Source organism: Pseudomonas sp. MYb327 (genome assembly GCF_040438925.1).
In the GTDB taxonomy this organism is placed as follows: Bacteria; Pseudomonadota; Gammaproteobacteria; order Pseudomonadales; family Pseudomonadaceae; genus Aquipseudomonas.
Genome location: NZ_CP159258.1, coordinates 663,178 through 683,229 on the forward strand (window position 1 = coordinate 663,178; position 20,052 = coordinate 683,229).

General features: G+C 60.2%; 13 protein-coding genes. All 13 read left to right on the forward strand.

All coding sequences use genetic code 11. The features are described from left to right. Window position 1 precedes the first annotated feature (1 nt). The 13 genes from flgJ to pseC all read left to right on the forward strand — a co-directional run bounded on the left by flgJ (window position 2) and on the right by pseC (window position 20,029). The gene (gene flgJ / locus ABVN21_RS02975) at window positions 2-1,294 is read left to right on the forward strand and encodes a flagellar assembly peptidoglycan hydrolase FlgJ (protein ID WP_339553970.1); all 1,293 of its coding nucleotides are present in this window, start codon (window positions 2-4) and stop codon (window positions 1,292-1,294) included. A 23-nt stretch (window positions 1,295-1,317) separates the two neighbouring features. Next, window positions 1,318-3,363 (forward strand): flagellar hook-associated protein FlgK, encoded by a 2,046-nt coding sequence (flgK, locus tag ABVN21_RS02980; protein WP_339553969.1) that lies wholly within the window; start codon window positions 1,318-1,320, stop codon window positions 3,361-3,363. A gap of 13 nt (window positions 3,364-3,376) precedes the next feature. Next, the gene (locus ABVN21_RS02985; RefSeq protein WP_339553968.1) at window positions 3,377-4,942 is read left to right on the forward strand and encodes a flagellar hook-associated protein 3; all 1,566 of its coding nucleotides are present in this window, start codon (window positions 3,377-3,379) and stop codon (window positions 4,940-4,942) included. A 112-nt stretch (window positions 4,943-5,054) separates the two neighbouring features. Next, window positions 5,055-8,651, forward strand: coding sequence for a glycosyltransferase (locus tag ABVN21_RS02990; RefSeq protein WP_339553967.1), 3,597 nt, complete (start codon window positions 5,055-5,057; stop codon window positions 8,649-8,651). A 775-nt stretch (window positions 8,652-9,426) separates the two neighbouring features. Then, window positions 9,427-10,200: a glucose-1-phosphate cytidylyltransferase gene (gene rfbF, locus ABVN21_RS02995; protein WP_339553966.1), complete on the forward strand. Its 774-nt coding sequence runs from the start codon at window positions 9,427-9,429 to the stop codon at window positions 10,198-10,200. After that, entirely contained in the window at window positions 10,182-11,264 is a 1,083-nt protein-coding gene (rfbG, locus tag ABVN21_RS03000; RefSeq protein ID WP_339553965.1) for a CDP-glucose 4,6-dehydratase, read from the forward strand. The genes rfbF and rfbG overlap by 19 nt, the downstream gene beginning before the upstream one ends. Beyond that, window positions 11,261-11,821 carry a dTDP-4-dehydrorhamnose 3,5-epimerase gene (rfbC, locus tag ABVN21_RS03005; RefSeq protein ID WP_339553964.1) on the forward strand — a complete coding sequence of 187 codons (561 nt, stop codon included), beginning with the start codon at window positions 11,261-11,263 and terminating at the stop codon, window positions 11,819-11,821. The genes rfbG and rfbC overlap by 4 nt, the downstream gene beginning before the upstream one ends. Beyond that, the gene (locus tag ABVN21_RS03010) at window positions 11,818-13,044 is read left to right on the forward strand and encodes a class I SAM-dependent methyltransferase (protein ID WP_339553963.1); all 1,227 of its coding nucleotides are present in this window, start codon (window positions 11,818-11,820) and stop codon (window positions 13,042-13,044) included. Before rfbC ends, ABVN21_RS03010 begins: the two co-directional genes overlap by 4 nt. Further along, window positions 13,041-13,898: an NAD(P)-dependent oxidoreductase gene (locus ABVN21_RS03015; protein WP_339553962.1), complete on the forward strand. Its 858-nt coding sequence runs from the start codon at window positions 13,041-13,043 to the stop codon at window positions 13,896-13,898. The genes ABVN21_RS03010 and ABVN21_RS03015 overlap by 4 nt, the downstream gene beginning before the upstream one ends. Window positions 13,899-14,135: 237 nt before the next feature. Beyond that, window positions 14,136-14,873 carry a cephalosporin hydroxylase family protein gene (locus ABVN21_RS03020; RefSeq protein WP_339553961.1) on the forward strand — a complete coding sequence of 246 codons (738 nt, stop codon included), beginning with the start codon at window positions 14,136-14,138 and terminating at the stop codon, window positions 14,871-14,873. Between the two features lie 54 nt (window positions 14,874-14,927). Beyond that, window positions 14,928-17,843 (forward strand): TIGR00180 family glycosyltransferase, encoded by a 2,916-nt coding sequence (locus ABVN21_RS03025; protein WP_339553959.1) that lies wholly within the window; start codon window positions 14,928-14,930, stop codon window positions 17,841-17,843. 30 nt (window positions 17,844-17,873) lie between these two features. Further along, window positions 17,874-18,875 carry a UDP-N-acetylglucosamine 4,6-dehydratase (inverting) gene (pseB, locus tag ABVN21_RS03030; RefSeq protein ID WP_339553958.1) on the forward strand — a complete coding sequence of 334 codons (1,002 nt, stop codon included), beginning with the start codon at window positions 17,874-17,876 and terminating at the stop codon, window positions 18,873-18,875. Continuing rightward, window positions 18,872-20,029 (forward strand): UDP-4-amino-4,6-dideoxy-N-acetyl-beta-L-altrosamine transaminase, encoded by a 1,158-nt coding sequence (gene pseC, locus ABVN21_RS03035; protein ID WP_339553957.1) that lies wholly within the window; start codon window positions 18,872-18,874, stop codon window positions 20,027-20,029. The genes pseB and pseC overlap by 4 nt, the downstream gene beginning before the upstream one ends. Window positions 20,030-20,052: the final 23 nt, after the last annotated feature.

Consider the following 20,052-nt stretch of genomic DNA (forward strand, 5'->3'; position numbering starts at 1 on the left):
CATGGATATGCGCAAGAGCGGTCGGGTCAGCAGTAGCGATTCGGGGTCGTATTCAGACCTCAATCGACTGAACCAGCTCAAGGTTGGCGACAAGAACAGCGACGGCAACATGCGCAAGGTTGCGCAGGAATTCGAATCGCTGTTTCTCGGTGAAATGCTCAAGTCCATGCGCTCGGCCACCGATGCGTTGGGGCAGGACAACCCGCTGAACACGCCAGCGGCCAAGCAATACCAGGAAATGTACGACCAGCAGTTGGCCGTTTCCATGTCCCGCGAGGGCGGTGGTATCGGGTTGGCAGACGTGCTGATGCGGCAAATGTCGAAGAACAAGCCGATGGCTCCGGGTGAAGCGGCCGCCGCCTCGGCAGCCAAGCAGGAGGCCGCTAAAGCTGCGGTACAAACGCCGGTGGCCGCTGGAACTGTTGCCATCAACGGTCCGCTTTCGCGGGTCAACGGCGAGCGTCCGTTGTGGGCTTCGCGGTCGGTCAAGGCACCGACGGGCGAGGGCTCGCATCGCAATGACATGGCACTGATCAATCAGCGACGCCTGGCATTGCCGCCGAAACTGGCTGATCGTCTGCTCGCCGGGCTGGTGCCGTCGGCATCGACTGCGGCAACGACAGCTGTCGTCGCGCAGAACAACATCCAGTTGCCGCAAACCACCAAGAGCGGTTCCGGCCCCTTGTACAACGGCGATTGGCTCGCTCCGCAAACGACCACCGCGTCCGGTGGGCGCATGCAAGTGTACGGCCGCGCCATGGCGCAAATACCTCTGGCGCCGGCGAAGAAAGTCTTCAGTTCCGCTGACGAATTCGTCAACACCATGTTGCCGATGGCCAAGGAAGCCGCCGACCGCATTGGCGTCGATCCGCGTTACCTGGTGGCCCAGGCTGCGCTGGAAACCGGTTGGGGCAAATCGGTCATGCGCGCCCAGGATGGCAGCAGCAGCCACAACCTGTTTGGCATCAAGGCCGGCAGCAGTTGGAAGGGCGATTCGGCGCGGGCGATCACCAGCGAATTCAGGAATGGCGAGATGGTCAGGGAGACGGCCGAGTTTCGTTCCTACGATTCTTACAAGGACAGTTTCCATGACCTTGTGACTTTGCTGCAGACCAATAATCGCTATCAAGATGTCGTGAAGTCGGCCGATAACCCAGAACAGTTTGTACGCGAGTTGCAGAAGGCCGGTTACGCAACCGACCCGGACTACGCGAGCAAGATTTCGCAGATAGCCAGGCAGATGACGAGTTACCAGAACTACGCTGCGGCGGGCGCTTCCACCACGCCTTTATAGGCACAAGGATTAAGGTCTGAACCATGAGTTTGCTCAATATCGGGATGTCGGGACTGGCTGCTGGCCATTCTTCGTTGGTGACCACCGGCAACAACATTGCCAACGTCGACACCGCTGGGTACTCGCGCCAGCAAACCGTGCAGAGCACCAAAGGCTCGATTCAGTACGGCAACGTGTTCATCGGCACCGGCACGACGCTGGCCGATGTGCGTCGGGTGTACAACACCTATTTGGATTCGCAGTTGCGCACGGCGACTTCGCTCAACAGCGAAGCGTCCAGCTATGGCGCCCAGGTCACGCCGCTGGATGCCACGCTGTCCGACTCCAATACCGGTCTGACCGCTGTGCTGCAGAAGTTTTTCACGTCGATGCAGGGTGTCGCGACATCCGCTACGGATGACACGTCTCGTCAAGCGGTGATCAGCGGCGCCCAAGGGCTGGCCAGTCGCTTCAACTCCATCGCCAAGCAGTTGAACGACCAGAACACCACCCTCAACGGCAACCTGTCGGACATGGCGGCGCAGGTCAATAAACTCGCCAATTCGATTGCCGGCCTCAACCAGAAAATTGCCGAACTTTCCTCCGGCACCAGCCAGCCCAATGACCTGCTCGACAGCCGTAACGAAGCGGTGCGTCAGTTGTCCGAGCTGGTCGGCGCGCAAGTCGTCGAACGCGGCAACAGCTACGACATCTACGTCGGTAGCGGCCAGCCGCTGGTGATCGGCAACACCACCAATACCCTGGAAGCCGTGCCGGGCAAGGATGATCCGTCGCGCATGTCGCTGCAGATGAACCGCGGCTCCAGCACCATCGACATCACGTCGGTGATCAGCGGTGGCGAAATCGGTGGTCTGCTGTCTTACCGCAAGGAAGTCCTCGACCCATCGCTCAACGAGCTGGGGCGTGTGGCACTGGTGGTGGCTGATCAGATCAACCGTCAACAAGCCCAGGGCATCGACAAGAACGGTGACTTTGGTGCGCCGATTTTCAACAACATCAACAGTGCCACCCTGATCAGTCAGCGCAGCATTGCCCAGGCGGGTAACAGCACCGGTTCCGGTAACCTGGATGTCACCATCAAAGACACTGGCAAGCTGACCACCAGTGACTACGAGGTGACGTTCACCAGCCCGACCAACTACAGCGTCAAGCGTTCTGACGGCACCGACATGGGCAGCTTCAGCACCACGACCACGCCGCCTCCAGTGATTGACGGGTTCAGCCTGAATCTCAACGGCGGTGCGTTGAGTGCCGGTGACTCGTTCAAGGTGACCCCGACCCGTGGCGCGGCGAGCAGCATCCAGGCCGTCCTCACCGACCCGAAAAAAATCGCCGCCGCGGCACCGTTGACCGGCGTGACCAGTGCCAACAACACCGGCACTTACACCCAGCCGACGCTGACCAGCACCATCGACATCTACAACCCGGCGGCCCAGGCAGAAATGCAGACCGCGCTCAAGTATTCGACACCGGTCAAACTGGTGTTCGGTGCCGCGAGCGGCGGTAGCCAGAGTTACAACATGGTCGATGCCAAAGGCAACTCGATCGGCACCGGCACCATTGTTCCAGGACAGAGCAACACCCTGAGCCTGAAAGTGGGCATGGTCGACGCCACGGGCGCTCCGGTCATGGACAACAGCGTTGCTCCGCCGGTGCAGAAAACCTTCACCGTCGAAACCACGGTCGGCGCCGCGCCAACGACCGGCGAAAGCTTCACGATCAACCTGACCGGCGCGGCGTCCTCCGACAACCGCAACGCTCAAGCGCTGGTCGGCCTGCAAACCAAGCAGACCGTAGACACCGGTAGCGCGAGCAAAGGCATCAGCCTGACCGACGCCTACAACAAACTGGTGACCAACGTCGGCACCAAGGCGGCCCAGGGCAAAACCGACAGCGAAGCCACCACGGCGATCCTGACCAATGCCAAAGGTGCCCGTGATTCGGTGTCCGGGGTCGACCTGGATGAAGAAACCGGCAACCTGGTCAAATACCAGCAGTACTACACCGCGTCTTCGCAGATCATCAAGGCTGCGCAGGAAATTTTCAGCACGCTGATCAACAGCCTTTAAGGAGTCGTAATTCATGCGCATTTCTACCGCCCAGTATTACGAGATAACCGCTGCCAACTACCAGCGCAACTTCAACAAGGCGATCGCGACCAGCAATGAAGCCAGCAGCCTGGTGCGTGTCAACACCGCCGCCGATGATCCGATCGGTGCCGGGCGTTTGCTGCAGTTGGGCCAGCAGAGTGCAATGATTGATCAGTACAAAACCAACATCAGTTCGACCAAAAATGCGTTGAGCCTGCAGGAAACCACGTTGTCCTCCATTGGTACCGCCCTGCAGCGAGCCAAGGAAATCGCCCTCAGTGCCAACAACGGCATCGCCACCGATGCTGACCGCAAAGCCTATGCGGAAGAGTTGAGCCAGATCCAGGAGCAAGTGCTGGGCCTGATGAACTCCAAGGACTCGGCGGGCAACTACCTGTTCTCCGGTTCGAAAACCGACACGGCGCCGTACTCGAAGAACGCTGACGGCACCTTCACCTACAACGGTGACCAGACCAGCATCAATCTGGGCATTGGCGATAATCTGTCGATCGCCACCAACACCACGGGTTGGGATGCATTCCAGCAGACCATCAACACCAGTCGCACCCAGACCACCATGACCGCGCCAGCGGTGGATGACGGTCGAGTGGTCCTGTCCAGTGGCCAGATCAACTCCAGTGCGACCTACAACGCCAAGTTCGCGGGCGGGGAGCCGTACACAGTCACTTTCCTCAGCAGCACGCAGTTGCGCATTACCGATGCACTGGGTAACGACGTGACCGCTGAAGCCAGCCAGAACGGTGTGGTCAGCAACAGCAACGGCGCCAACCAGGTGGTCAACTTCCGTGGTGTCGACATGAAGCTGAACATCAATCTCCAGTCCGGCGATGTCCCGGACACGGCGATTGCCGGGCATACCTTCCAGTTGGCTTCCACCCCGGACACCTTCAACACCTCGCGCAGCCCTGGTAACCCTTCGACGGCGGTCATCACCGGCTCCAGCGTGACCAACAATACCGCCTACACCAATGCGTTCCCGTCGGGCGGGGCGATTCTCAAGTTCACCAGCGCGACCGATTTCGATCTGTACGCAGCGCCGATCACTGCCGACAGCAGGCCAGTGTCGTCGGGCACCATGGTCGGGACCAACGCCACCGCCGCTGGCGTGACCTTCGCCGTGGGCGGAACGCCGGGTGCCGGTGACCAGTTTGTGATTCAGGCCAACAATCACCAGACCCAGAACGTGCTCGATACCCTGGGCCAAATGATGACCGCCATGAATTTGCCGGTTGGCTCCGACCCGGTCGCCAGACAGAAATTTCTGGCGGCCATGGATTCGGGCATGGGCAACCTCGACAGCGCCTCCAACCAGATTGGCACCGCAGTGACTTCGATCGGTGCGCGTGGTCAGTCGCTGGATGATCAGTCCACGACCAACGAGACCCTGACGTTGGCCAATACCGCGAGCCAGTCATCGATTCGCGATTCTGATCCGGCCGAGGTAATGACTCGCCTGACGTTGCAGCAGACCATGTTGCAGGCTGCCCAACTGGCGTTCAGCAAAATTTCTCAGTTGGGCCTGTTCAACAAGATCTGACGGCTGCCGGGCGCGCAGGCGCCCGATTGCCCTGACCCTTCAATATTCATCGTTTTTGCGGTTTCAAAGGGCTCGCTGTCCTGGGCGGACCCGCACCGCTTGTGAGCCCGCCGTGAATTCACTTCCGCTTGTCAGCCTGGTCATTCCTGCCTTCAACCCACGCTTTTTCAACCGGGCCTTGCGCAGTGCCGTGACCCAGAGTTACGGCAATCTGGAGATCATTGTCTGCGATGACAGTCGCGACAACGAGATCGAGGACATCGTCGCTTCGGTGGTTGAGCAAACCGGAGTCGCCGTGCACTACGTGCGCAATCCGCGCACCCTGGGGCTGGTCGGTAACCTGCAAGCATGCCTTGAGCAGGCGCAAGGCGAGTTCATCAAGTTTCTCTGTGATGATGATCAACTGTTCTCGGCGTGCATTGAGCGCCAGGCGCAGCCGCTCATCGATCATGCAGAGGTGAATCTGGTACTGGCCCAGCGACTGTTCTGGGATGCCGATGACCTGGTGCTGCCGTCGCGGCTCGAAAACACGCCGCTTTCCCCGGCGAGCGGGCTGTTCAAGGGCGAAGACCTGCTGGGGATCTTCGAGAACTTCCCGGTCAATATCCTCGGCGGATTCAGCAATGCGCTGTTCCGTCGCGCGGATGTGCTGGAGCTGATGCCAGCCTTGACCCAGCCAGGACACTGCTTCGTCGCAACCCTCGATTTTGCCCTGTACGTTTGCCTGCTGCGGCGCGGCAACCTGGTGGTGTCCAACCTCATCCTCAGTGTCGAGCGCCTGTATCCGGAGCGGCTGAGCGGCCAGCAAGCCATGAAGGACGCGGTAGAGGCCGAGCGGCAATGGATGTTGCAGATGCTCAAGGCCCGCAGCGGCGAGTCGGCGCCTGCACCTGGATGGGTTCGCTATCTGCCGCTGTCCAAGGCGGGCGAGTCACCCCGGGTCTGGGAAGAGTTGCCATTGAGCCGAACCTTGGGTACCCGGCAGACCACTCAGGATTACCAGGTCGGTATCGCCAGCGTCAGTTTCGCCGAGCTGTATGGCCAGTGGCTTTCCTGCCGCAGTCTCAGCGACGGGCAGCGAGAGCTGTTGTCGGAAACGCTGGCCGGTTGGCCGCATGTGCCTAAAATCGTCCCGGTCATCATTGATGAGCACGGCAGCCGATCTGCGCTGGAGCTCACGCTGGAAGCGCTCGCGGAACAGGATTACGCGCCTGAGCTGACGCTGGTGCTTTCGTCTGCCTGTACTGAGGCCAGGCTGAGTGAAGGGGTTTTCCGTTTGCCGCTGCAAGATGACTGGCAGCAACAAATCAACGATCTGCTGCCGCAACTGGCAGGCGCCGACTGGTTCTATCTGCTGCGCGCCGGCGATCGTCTGGTGGCCCCGGCCTTGCTCGTCATGGCCGAACGGATCGCCCACTCGCACACACTGACGTGCCTGTACAGCGATGAGGGCGGACTGCGACAGGGGGAATCGGTGGAGCCTGCGTTCAAACCCGATTTCAACCTGGACCTCATGCGCAGCTACCCCTACGTCGGGCGTGCCCTGGCGTTCGAGCGCGAGCGATTCCTGGCGCTGGGCGGTTTTGATTCGGTGTACGGCGAACTGGCACCTCACGATGTGTTGTGGCGCATGGTCGAGAATGACGGCACCCAGGTGATCGGCCACATCGCCGAAGTGTTGCTGGAGTCGGTGTTCGACCTGGGCAAATGGCTGTCGCAGCCGGACGTGATCGACAACAATCGGCTGTTGCTCGAGGCGCACCTGCAACGTGTTGGCGTCGCCCATGACATTCGCCAGGGCAGTTCGGCGCTGCTCAATCGTGTCGACTATCGGCATGCCGATCAGCCGCTGGTGTCGATCATCATTGCCAGTCAGGACCAGACGATTGCCTTGCAGCGTTGCGTCGAGACCCTGCTGGAGAAGACCGCTTACGGCGAGTACGAATTACTGCTGGTGGACAATGGCAGCGAGAGCGCCGAGGCGCGGGCCTGGTTCGCCGCTATGGCGCAGTTGGGCAGTGAGCGGATTCGTGTGGTGAGCTGTGAGCGTCAGGACAATGTGGCGGCGCTGCGCAATTTCGCCGTGAACCAGTCCCGTGGTGATTACGTCCTGTTGCTCAACCCTTATGCGGTGATCACCCAGGGTGACTGGCTGGATGAATTGCTCAACCACGCACAGCGTCCGGAAGTCGGCGTGGTCGGCGCCAAGCTGTTCAACCCGGATGGTTGCGTGTTGCATGCCGGCCTGATCCTTGGTCTGCAGGGCCCGGCCGGTGCGCCGTTTTACGGCGAGTCTCTGCAGGCATTGGGTTACATGAACCGGTTGCAGGTCGCTCACAATTTGAGTGCCGTCGGTGGTGATTGCCTGATGGTGCGCAAAGCGGTGTTCGAAGCGGTCGGCGGCCTGGACGAGCAGGAGCTGGCGCAGTCGCTGCACGAGGTGGACCTGTGCCTGCGGGTTGGCCAGGAAGGTTATCTGGTGGTGTGGACACCTTTTGCTCAAATGGCGCTGGGGGCGAAACCGGCCGTGGTGGGGCAAGCGGACGAGGAGACTTCGCGTGCCCAGGAACAGGAGGTATTCTACAAACGGTGGTTACCGCTGATTGCCCGTGATCCGGCTTACAACGTCAATATGTCGTTGCATGGGCTCGGTGGCTCCAGCTTCAGTCTCGAGCCAGGCCTGCGTACAGGCTGGAGCCCGTTTTCCAACGAACATCTGCCCAAAATTCTCGCGGTGCCCATCAATGCATCTGCCATTGGTCACTACCGGGTGACGCAGCCCTTGCTCGAGCTGGAAGCGGCAGGCCGGGCTTTCGGGCGTATCCATTACAGCATGCCGTCGATCATTGAAATCGAGCGTCAGGCGCCTGACGTTATCATCCTGCAAGGTCGCTATTCAGAAGGGACGATCAGCGAGATTCCCGCACTGCAACGCTACTCCAATGCGCGGCGGATCTACGAGCTCGATGACTATGTCATCCACGTTCCACATCGCAATGCGCATATCCGCAACATGCCGGGCAAGGATGAGATGGAGAGGCTGGTGCGAGGGGCGATCGGTATGTGCGATCGCGTCGTGGTCTCGACCGAGTCGCTGGGTAATGCGTTATCCGACATGCACAACGACATTCGTGTCGTGCCGAACATGCTCGCGGCCAACTTGTGGACGGATCTGCGCAGTCAGCGCCGCACCTCGAAAAAACCTCGGGTCGGCTGGGGCGGCGGCACCAGTCACCACGGGGACCTGGCGGTCATTGCCGATGTGGTTCGTGAGTTGGCCAATGAAGTCGACTGGGTATTCTTCGGCATGTGCCCGGATGATCTACGCCCGTACATGCACGAGTTCCATGGGGTGATCGGGCTGGATGTCTACCCGGCGAAGCTGGCCAGCCTGAATCTGGACCTGGCATTGGCACCACTGGAGTTCCATATCTTCAACGACTGCAAGAGCAACCTGCGCTTGCTGGAGTATGGCGCTTGTGGCTACCCGGTGATCTGCACCGACACCGAAGCCTATCGCGGCTATTTGCCGTGTACCCGAATCAAGACCAATTCCACGGACGAGTGGCTGCAAGCCATCCGCATGCACCTGGCTGATCCGGATGCCAGTTATCGCATGGGTGATGAGCTGCGCGAGACCGTCTTGCGCGACTACGTGTTGCGCGGCGACAATCTACGTTACTGGGAAAACGGCTGGCTCGCGGACTGATCGTTCGGGCTTTGGTCCAGACAAGGCGGGCGACGTTGAGTCGCCTGCCTTTTTTGTTCTTCACGCAATGCCGAGCAACAGCCATGCCGCCAAACCTGTAGGAGCCGGCTTGCTGTCGATGGCGCCCCGACAGCCAACCATTTTCTTGCTGGGTGCATATCCGTTGCTGCGGTAACGGCTTCTGGCGGTTTCGCTCTTACAGCGAGTCACTTTCGAAAAGCGCGAAAGTAACCAAAGCGCTTTGCCCCTGTCGTTCGGTGCCTCGCTGTGGCTCGGCATGCCCTCGCTCCGGTCCTGCTCCGTGGGCCCGCCGCCATCGGCCATCCATGGCTGGGGGCGGCTAACCCGGCATCCATGCCGGGTTGCCCACTGCGCAGAACCTCCGCTCGGCCTCTCGAGGGGGCGGATACCGCAACAGCACCGCGAGGCGAGCTAACGCTCGACCTCGTTGTTCGTGATATATGCGTTCTGCTGTAGGAGCCGGCTTGCTGGCGATTGTCGTTAACGATGACGCATGTGGTCTGGTAAGCCGCGGGGCCGCCATCGCCAGCCAGCCGGCTCCCGCAGAAGCGCGCCCTGAGCCTCTCGTCGTATCGCCGGGTGCTGGACTGAAAGAGCTGGCGCGATTCCTGCTAGTCCCCCTCATATCGCCATAAAACGAGCACTTCCGGTGAGTCTGGAGGCGCCCTGAACGGCATGAAAAGTTTTAGCCAGATGGCCCGCAAAAGCTTGATACAGCTTGGCTGAGCCCTGTGACGAACAAGAGGGGAAGGGGATGAAGGCAGTTATTTTGGCGGGTGGCCTGGGCACGCGGATCAGTGAAGAGTCGCACCTCAAGCCCAAGCCAATGATCGAGATCGGCGGCAAGCCAATTCTCTGGCACATCATGAAGCAGTACTCCGCGCACGGAATCCACGATTTCGTGATCTGCCTTGGCTACAAGGGCTACGCGATCAAGGACTTCTTCGCCAACTACTTCCTGCATACCTCCGACGTCACCTTCGACATGTGCAACAACCGCATGGACGTTCATCAGAACTACAGCGAGCCATGGCGCGTCACCCTGATCGATACCGGTGAAGAAACCATGACCGGTGGCCGTCTGCGTCGCGCGGCCCGTTATCTGGAAGGTGAAAAGGCCTTCTGCTTCACCTACGGCGATGGCGTTTCCGACCTTAATATCGGCGAGTTGGTGGATTTCCACCTCAGCCACGGCAAGCTCGCCACTGTCACCGCGGTACAGCCACCGGGACGCTACGGCGCCCTGGAACGCGAGGGCGACACGGTGTTGGGCTTCACTGAAAAACCACGGGGCGACGGCGGCTGGATCAACGGCGGCTTCTTTGTACTGTCGCCCAAAGTCTTGCCCTACATCACCGACGATCAAACGTCCTGGGAAGCCGAACCTTTGGCGGCCCTGGCCAGCGAGCAACAGTTGCAAGCGTTCCAGCACGACGGTTTCTGGCACCCGATGGACACCCTGCGTGACAAGAATCACCTGGAGTCGTTGTGGCAGAGCGGGGAGGCCCCATGGAAACAATGGGACTGAGCCAGGACTTCTGGCGCGGCAAACGGGTTCTGGTCACCGGCCACACCGGTTTCAAGGGCAGTTGGCTGACGCTGTGGCTGCAAAGCCTGGGCGCACAGGTCAGCGGGTTCTCCCTCGATCCGTCCACCGAGCCGAGCCTGTTCGAACTGGCGCGCGTGCACGAAGGCATCAACGATCAGCGCGGTGATTTGCGTGACCTCGGTGCCTTGCTCGAACTGATCGGCGACACCCAACCGGAAATCGTCTTGCACCTCGCTGCCCAGCCGCTGGTGCGCGAAGGTTATCGCGACCCGCTGGGTACGTATTCCAGCAACGTCATGGGCACCCTCAACCTGCTCGAAGCGATCCGTCAGGTCGGCGGCGTCCGTGCCTGCGTGCTGGTGACCACCGACAAGGTGTACGCCAATCAGGAATGGCTGTGGCCATACCGCGAGAATGAAGCGTTGGGCGGTCACGATCCCTACAGCAGCAGCAAGGCGTGTTGCGAGTTGCTGGCGCAATCCTATGCCGCGTCGTTCTTCCCTGCTGAAAAGCATGCCGACCACGGCCTCGCCCTGGCTACGGCGCGCGCCGGCAACGTGCTGGGGGGAGGTGATTTCGCACCGGAGCGATTGATTCCCGATGTCCTCAAGGCGTGGTCGGCGAACGAGCCCGTGACCCTGCGCTACCCGCAAGCCGTGCGCCCGTGGCAGCACGCGCTGGAACCGCTGGCCGGGTATCTGCAGCTGGCCGCCGGTCTGTATGAGCAAGGCCCGCAGTTCGCCGGTGCGTGGAACTTCGGTCCGAGCGAGGCGGACATGTGCAGTGTCGGCGAGGTGGTCGAGTTGCTTGCCCATCGTTGGCCGCAAGCACGTGGCTTGCGCATCGAACCGAGCGAGATGCATGAAGCCGGGCTGTTGCGCCTGGACAGCAGCCGCGCCCGTCAATTGCTGGCCTGGCAACCTCGCTGGTCCTTGCAGCAATGCCTGACTCAGACGCTGGATTGGCATATGGCGTGGCAGAACGGTGACGACATGCGCGCTATCACTCTGGGCCAATTGAACCAGTACCGAGGCGCGCTGTGAGTGAATTTCTATTGAAAGCGTTGCCGCTGGACGGGTTGTTCAGCGTGCAGCACAAACGCTTCGAAGACGAGCGCGGGCACTTCGCCCGGCTGTTTTGCGAAGGCAGCCTGAGCGCTTTCGGCCATGCGTTTCACATTCGTCAGATCAATCATTCCTGCACCCGCGAGCGCGGCACCGTGCGCGGCCTGCATTATCAGACTGCTCAGGCGCCTGAAGCAAAATTGATTACCTGCCTGCGCGGTGACGTGTGGGATGTGGCAGTGGATTTGCGCCCCGACTCCGAAACCTTTTTGCACTGGCACGCCGAACACCTGCGAGCTGGCGATGGGCGCAGCCTGTTGATCCCTGCCGGTTTCGCCCACGGCTTCCAGACCCTGAGTGCCGATGCCGAGATGCTTTACCTGCACAGCCACGATTACACACCCGAACACGAAGGTGGGTTGTCGGTGAATGACCCGCGGTTGGCGATTGCCTGGCCGCTGCCTGTCAATAATCTGTCGGCGCGGGATGCCAACCATCCGTCCCTTGATGAATACTTTGCCGGAGTGCGTTTATGAACTGCCGTGGTTGCGCGACTCCACTGGCCTTGCCGCTGATTGACCTCGGCACGTCGCCGCCGTCCAACGCCTACGTGCGCGCCGATCAGTTGGAGCAGGCCGAGCAATGGGTGCCCTTGAAGGTCGCGGTATGTCAGCAGTGCTGGCTGGTGCAGACCGAGGATTACACCCGCGCCGACAGCCTGTTCGATGCCGAGTACGCCTACTTCAGTTCGTTCTCCAGTACCTGGCTGGCCCATGCCGAAAAGTATGTGGCCGAGATGGTCGAGCGCTTCGGCCTGACCGCTGACAGCCGTGTGGTGGAAATTGCCGCCAATGACGGTTACCTGTTGCAGTACGTGGCGGGGCGCGGCATTCCGTGCCTGGGCGTCGAGCCGACCCGCAGCACCGCGCAAGCGGCACGGGAAAAAGGCCTGGATATTCGTGAACTGTTTTTCGGTCGCGACACCGCTGCGCAGTTGATCAGCGAAGGCTGGGGCGCTGACCTGATGGCTGCCAACAACGTGCTGGCCCATGTGCCGGACATCAACGATTTCCTCGGCGGTTTTGCGACCTTGCTCAAACCGGCGGGTGTGGCGACCTTCGAATTTCCGCAATTGCTGACGCTGATGGCCGGGCAGCAGTTCGACACGCTGTATCACGAACACTATTCCTACCTGTCCCTGACTTCCGTGCAGGCCTTGTGCGAACGCAATGGCCTGCAAGTGTTCGACGTCAGCCAGCTCTCGACCCATGGCGGTTCGCTGCGGGTGTTCGTACAGCGCCTGGATGGCGAGCGTCGTCAGGTGCAGTCGGCGGTACAGCAGCAGTTGCAGGCCGAACTCACAGCCGGAGTGAAAACACTCGAGTATTACGCAACCCTCGCGCCAGCCGCTGAACGCATCAAGCACGAACTGTTGCGCTTCTTGTTGCAGGCCAGGGCCGATGGCAAGCGAGTGGTTGGCTATGGCGCCGCCGCGAAGGGCAACACCTTGCTCAACTACGCCGGGGTCAGACCGGACCTGCTGGCCTGGGTCGCCGATGCCAACCCGCACAAGCAGGGCAAGTACCTGCCGGGAAGTCGCATTCCGATCGTGTCGCCGACGCAAATCGATATCGAAAAACCGGATTACGTCTTGGTGCTGCCGTGGAATCTGCTGCACGAAGTTAGTCAGCAACTGGCCAATGTCCGTCGGTGGGATGGCCGTTTCGTGATTGCCGTGCCTGAGTTGACCGTCCTGTGAAGGTGCTGGTGACCGGGGCCACCGGGTTTGTCGGACGACATCTGGTTGCGGCGTTGCTCGCCCGCGGCTGCGAAGTTCGCGCGGTGGCGCGCAACGCCGAGACCGCCGCGGGTTTGCCGTGGATCAATGCCGTGGAATTCATCGCGGCGGATATTGACGCCGACGACTTGAATGTCGCCGCGTTGACCAAGAACATCGATGCCCTGGCGCATCTGGCGTGGCCGGGACTGCCGAACTATCAGGCGTTGTTTCATTTCGAGCACAACCTGATGGCCGACTATCGGTTCATCAAGCGCGCGGTCGAGGCGGGCGTGGCCCAGGTGCTGGTCACCGGCACCTGTTTTGAATATGGCATGCAGAGCGGGCCACTCAGCGAGCAGACCGAGCCGCAGCCCGGTAATCCCTATGGATTGGCAAAGAACACCCTGCGCCTGTTCATAGAGCAACTGCAACGACTGCAGCCGTTCACCCTGCAATGGGCGCGTCTGTTTTACCTGCACGGCGAAGGCCAGAACCCCAACAGCCTGTTGGCAGCGCTGGACCGTGCGATCGATGCCGGGGACGACAGCTTCAACATGTCGGCAGGCGAACAGTTGCGCGATTACCTGCCGATCGAAACCACCGCCGGTTACCTCGCATCGATCCTGCACCAACGCAACTTCAACGGGGTGATCAATTGTTCCAGCGGCCGACCAATTTCGGTTCGGGCACTGGTAGAGCAACGCCTGCACGAACGCGACGCGTCGATCCGCTTGAATCTCGGTCATTACCCATACCCGACCCACGAACCGATGGCTTTCTGGGGTGTAGCAGACCGCTTGCAGCAGCTGCTGGGAGCAGAGCATGGGGCATGAATTGTATCGGGACACCGACCTACCGGAATTGCAAAACCGAATTTTCGCCTACGCCTTGACTGCGCCTGGGCGGCGTGCGGATGTCCTTGCCGCAAGCGGCCGTGGCCGCGTTGCAGAAGGGGCGAACCGTTTGTGATGAAATCCAACAACCTCGAAGAAATCAAGCGGATGACCGATGGACGCCTGTCTATCACGCCATCGACAGCGCTTCGTTCTAGTGACTATTGAGATTCTAAAATGACTGACAACACCATCAATAAAGCCTTCGAAGCCGAATGCCAGGAACAGATTGCCGCTCAGGGCGACAACCAGAAACTCGTCGGTCTGGCGCGGGATTTCTACAACGAATCTGCCAAGCACAAGTACAGCTACCATTTCTCGTGGATGGGACGGCCGATCATTCAGCTGCCACAAGACATGATTGCCATGCAAGAGATCATCTGGCAGGTCAAGCCAGACCTGGTGATCGAATGCGGTATCGCCCACGGCGGCTCGATCATCTACTACGCGTCCCTTCTGGAACTGCAAGGCCACGGCGAAGTGCTGGGCATTGACGTGGACATCCGTGCGCACAACCGCGTAGCCATCGAAAGCCACCCGATGAGCAAGCGCATCAAAATGATCGAAGGTTCGAGCATCGACCCTGCGATCGCTGCTCAGGTACGCGCCGCGGCACAAGGCAAGAAAGTCATTGTGGTGCTCGACTCCAATCACACCCACGACCACGTGCTGGAAGAGTTGCGCCTCTACGCGCCGCTGGTTTCCGTAGGCAGCTACTGCGCGGTAATGGACACCGTGGTTGAAGACATGCCGGCCGACTCTTTCCCCGACCGTCCTTGGGGTCTGGGCGACAACCCGAAAACCGCCGTGTGGAAATACCTGGAAGAAAACGTCGACTTCGATATCGACCAGCAAATGCAAAACAAGCTGCTGATTACCGTCGCCCCGGACGGCTACCTGCGTCGGGTTCGTTAAGTAGCAACATCATCAAAGTGTTTATTTGGCGATTCGCCGGTAGTAGGAGAGGTTATGCAAGGCAAGTACAGTTCTGAACACACGTTGCCACTCAACGAGCTGTTGACAGTGGTGCTGATTACTCACAATCGACCGGCGTTTTTGCGTCGGGCGTTGAAGTATTACAACACCTTGCCTTGCAAAGTTCTGGTACTGGACTCCACTCCAGAGCGGCCGGAGGGTGACTTTTCCTCGGTCGATTACCAGCACGTCCCACAGTTCGCCTACTGGGGCATGCAAGACAAACTCGCTTACGGCGTCGAGCAACTGACCACGCCGTACATGGTGCTGGCGGCCGACGATGACTTCATCCTGCACGACGCGCTGTTCGAATCGGTTGGCTTCCTGGAGGCCAATCGCGATTACGCAATGTGTCATGGCTATTGCCTGATGTACCTGGCGCTTGCCGGCAGCGTGAGCTACTACCGTCGCGACAAGAAAGTCTGCGAAGACTACTCATCCGAGCGGGCGCAGGACCGTGTGCTGGATTACATGCATCAGTACCTGCCGCCGTTTTATGCGGTCACCCGAACCGACCTGATGAAAAAATGGCATTCGGCACTGCCGCCGGGCACCAGTTTCCAATGGCAGGAAATTGGTCACGTGTATTATCTGTTGGCGAGCGCCAAGGCGCGGATTTTGCCGACGGCCTATGTGGTGCGCGAGATCAACTATGGTACTTCCGAGCACAACACCGAGGTGTATCACTCGCTGACCTACACTGACGCCAAGTCGGTGGCCGAACGCGAAGCCTTTGCCGAGTTCCTGGCCTCGCTGCCAACCGGTATCAATGACCTCGATTTGCAGCAGCGCAAGGCATTTGCCCTGGAAAGCTTCGAGGCCATGACCGACAGCCTGCAAACCGGTCGGGCACTCGCGGCGGAGTTGATATTCCAGTCCACCTGGAACAACGCACTCAAGGTCCCGGAGCGTCGTTTCGGGCCGTTGCAATACGTCGAGATGCCGTTCTACAACCAAGTGTTTTTCGATCGTTTGACTCAGTTCGAATTCCTGCTGCATACCATGCCGGCCGGTCGTGTACAGCTTCAGGGACTTGAAGGGGTATGGACGCGCCAGGAGCACTTGCTGCGCGCCCGCAACAACGATACGCCGGAAAGTGTGATCGATCGTTTGTGGCAGGCCCACGACCTCAACGCATTCAATCGCACGGTGAGCGAACGTCTGGTGGCCCAACTGGAGTTGTTGGGTGAAGACGAAGACGCACAGGCGATGCGTGACTGGATCACGCGTTTAGAGGAGGTGTCAGTCGAGAAGCATCACCCGACTTTCAACAAAATGCTGTCCGGTCGACTGCTCCATTGGCTTGAATCTCGCCAGCCCGATGCACAAGTCACCGAGTCGATTGCCCGGCATCTGGCAGCCAATGACGGTGGCCCACAGTTCGGCATCTTTTTGCTGGACCTGGGCAACGACATCGACAAATTGCAAGTCACCCTCGACAGTCTGCTCGAAGGTCACAGCAAGGCGTTCAAAATCGTGGTCTTCACCACCGGTGCTGCACCGGCGGCAACCAATGCGCGAAACACCTTGCACTTTGTCCGCGTCACGCAAGGAAACTTCGTTGAAAAACTCAATCAGAGCGCTCGTCAATCGTCTTGCGATTGGCTGCTACTGGCCGAAGCGGGCGATGAGTTCACTGCTGGCGGTCTGTTGCGTGCCAGTCTGGAGCTGTTGTCGGCAACAGATTGCCGTGCCGTTGCCACGGATGAAATTCAGCGAACCACGGAGGGCGCGCTGGTAGACGTGTTCCGTCCAGGGTTCAACCTTGACCTGTTGCAAAGCCTGCCTGCCTTGATGGCGCGGCACTGGCTGATTCGTCGGGACGTGTTGATCGAGGCCGGTGGTTACGAGGCCGATTTCAGCAAGGCCCTGGAATTCGATTTGCTGCTGCGCATCATCGAGCAGGGCGGCCTGAACGGGCTGGCCCACCTCGACGAACCGTTGCTGATTACCCAGGCGCCGATGCTGGAAGAAAACGCCCATGAGCGTCAGGCGTTGTTGCGCCACCTGGGTAACCGTGGCTACAAGGCCAAGATCACTTCGCCGGTGCCGGGTACCTATCAGATCGACTATCGCCACGACGAGCGTCCAGCGGTCTCGATCATCGTGCCGGCCGGGGACGATCTGGCCGCCCTGCAACAGTGCCTGCGAAGCGTGCTGTTGCGTACCCGCTACACCCACTATGAAGTGCTGATCGCGGTCAATCCGAATCAGTCGGCTGACGTCAATGACTGGCTCGGCACCTATCAACATCCGAAGGTCAACATCCTGCGCTCCGATCAGGTCCTGAGCGAAGCGGCGCTGTACAACTCCGCCATCCTGCAGGCACAGGGTGAGTACCTGGTGCTGCTGGCCCCCGACAGTGAAGTGGTCAACCCGAACTGGCTCGAGTCGCTGCTCAATCACGCCCAGCGTCCAGAAGTCGGCGTGGTCGGTCCGAAGTTGATCGATCGCGAGGGCAAGGTCACCCAGGCTGGCCTGATCCTTGGCATGAACGGCGCGGTCGCTTCGGCGTTCGTCGGTGAAAAACAGGATGCCGAGGGCTACATGCATCGCCTGGTCCTGGAGCAGAACTACTCGGCGGTATCGAAAGCGTGCCTGATGATCGGCAAGGCGTTGTTCGAAACCTTGGGCGGTCTGGACGCCACCACGTTCGCCGAAGCGTTCAGCGACGTCGATCTGTGCCTCAAGGCCGGTCAGGCGGGTTACCTCAACGTGTGGACGCCGCTGGTTCGGATCGCTCACAACGGCGAAGTACCCCAGGCGCCACAGGCCCTCGAAGCTCTGCGTGAAAAATGGGCCGCGGCCTTTGTTCAGGACCAGGCCTATAACGCCAATCTGTCCCTGAACGGCAAGGGTTTTGCCCTGGGTGAAAGCGTTCCGGTGAACTGGGCGCAGTTGCTCGTGTAAGCCTGGCGGACAGGTATGAGGACTCAAGGCATGTTCAACGGTAAATCGATTTTCATCTCGGGCGGCACCGGCTCGTTCGGGCGTAACTTCATCCGTCGCTTGCTGGAGCAGTACCAACCTAAACGGGTGGTGGTGTTTTCGCGTGATGAGCTCAAGCAATACGAAATGCAGCAAACGTTCAATGCTCCGTGCATGCGTTACTTCCTCGGCGATGTGCGCGATGCCGATCGTTTGCGTCAGGCCATGCGCGGCATTGATTACGTGGTGCACGCTGCGGCCCTCAAGCAGGTGCCAGCGGCGGAGTACAACCCCACCGAATGCATTCGCACCAACGTCAACGGTGCGGAAAATATCATCGCCGCCGCCATCGACAACGGTGTGAAGCAGGTCGTCGCGCTCTCCACCGACAAGGCGGCGAGCCCGATCAACCTGTACGGTGCGACCAAGCTGCTGTCGGACAAATTGTTCGTGGCCGCCAACAACATTGCCGGTGAACAGCAAACCCGTTTTGCCGTAGTTCGCTACGGTAACGTTGCCGGCTCGCGAGGCTCGGTGGTGCCGTTCTTCAGCAAGCTGATCCGTGAAGGGGCGACCGAACTGCCGATCACTGACGAACGCATGACGCGCTTCTGGATCACCCTCGATCACGGTGTGCAATTCGTGCTCGACAGTTTTGCGCGCATGCACGGCGGTGAAGTGTTCGTGCCGAAGATTCCGTCGATTCGCATTGTCGATCTGGCATTGGGCATGGCCGAGCACCTGCCGCACAAGCAGGTGGGCATTCGTCCGGGCGAAAAGCTTCACGAGCTGATGGTGCCGCTGGACGACGCGCGCATGACCCTGGAGTTTGCCGATCACTACACGATCCAGCCGTCGATCCGCTTCACCAGCGTCGACGTGGATTTCGCCGTGGACAAGTTGGGCGAGCGCGGGCATCCGGTCGGGGAAGACTTCGAGTATCGCTCCGACACCAACCCGCACTTCCTGTCGGTGGGCCAGATCGCCGACCTGCACGCGCGGTTGTCGGCATGATTCCCTACGGTCGGCAAAGCCTCGATCAGGCGGACATCGACGCGGTGGTCGCCGTGTTGCAGTCCGACTGGCTGACCCAGGGGCCGACCATCGAGCGTTTTGAACGGGCGATGGCCGAACGCTGCGAGGCTGATTTTGCCGTCGCGGTGTGCAACGCCACGGCGGCGTTGCACATTGCTTGCCTGGCGGCCGGGCTCGGGCCGGGTGATCGTCTGTGGACCACGCCAAACACCTTTTTGGCCTCAGCCAATTGCGGCCGTTATTGCGGGGCCGAGGTGGACTTTGTCGACATCGACCCGCTGACCTGGAACCTCGACGCCGACGCGTTGGCCGCCAGACTGGCGCAAGCCGAGCTCGACGGCACGCTGCCAAAAGTGCTGGTGGCGGTGGCCTTTTCCGGGCAGAGCTGCGACATGCGCCGGATTGCCGGACTGGCCGAACGTTATGGTTTCACGGTGATCGAGGATGCGTCCCACGCGATCGGCGCGCGCTACGCCGGACGCCCGGTGGGGTGTGGTGAATTTGCGGCGATGACGGTGTTCAGCTTTCATCCGGTGAAGATCATCACCAGTGCCGAAGGCGGCATGGTCCTGACCAATTGTCCTGAACTCGCCGAACGCCTGCAGCGCCTGCGCAGCCACGGCATGACGCGCGACCCGCAACAGATGACCGAGCCCAGCCACGGCCCCTGGTACCACCAGCAAGTGGAGCTGGGCTTCAATTACCGCATCACCGACTTGCAGGCGGCCCTCGGTTTGTCGCAGTTGAGCAAGCTTGATGAATTCGTTGGACGTCGGCGTGAGCTGGCGGCACGTTATGAGCGTTTGTTGGCGGACTTGCCGTTGACCCTGCCCAGTGCTCAGCCCGAGGCGGAGTCGGCGTGGCATCTGTACGTGGTGCGCCTGCAACTTGACCGTATCAAGCTCAGTCATCGGCAAGTGTTCGAAGGGTTGCGCGCTGCAGGCGTCGGGGTGAACCTGCACTACATTCCCGTGCATTTGCAGCCGTACTATCGCGAACTGGGATTTGCCGAGGGTGACTTCCCGCAAGCCGAACGCTACTACGCCGAAGCTATCAGTCTGCCGTTGTTTCCATTGCTCAGTGATGAGCAACAGGACTATGTGGTGGAGCAACTGCGACGGTTGACCGAATAATTGCCGCCCTGCGGCGGGATGGA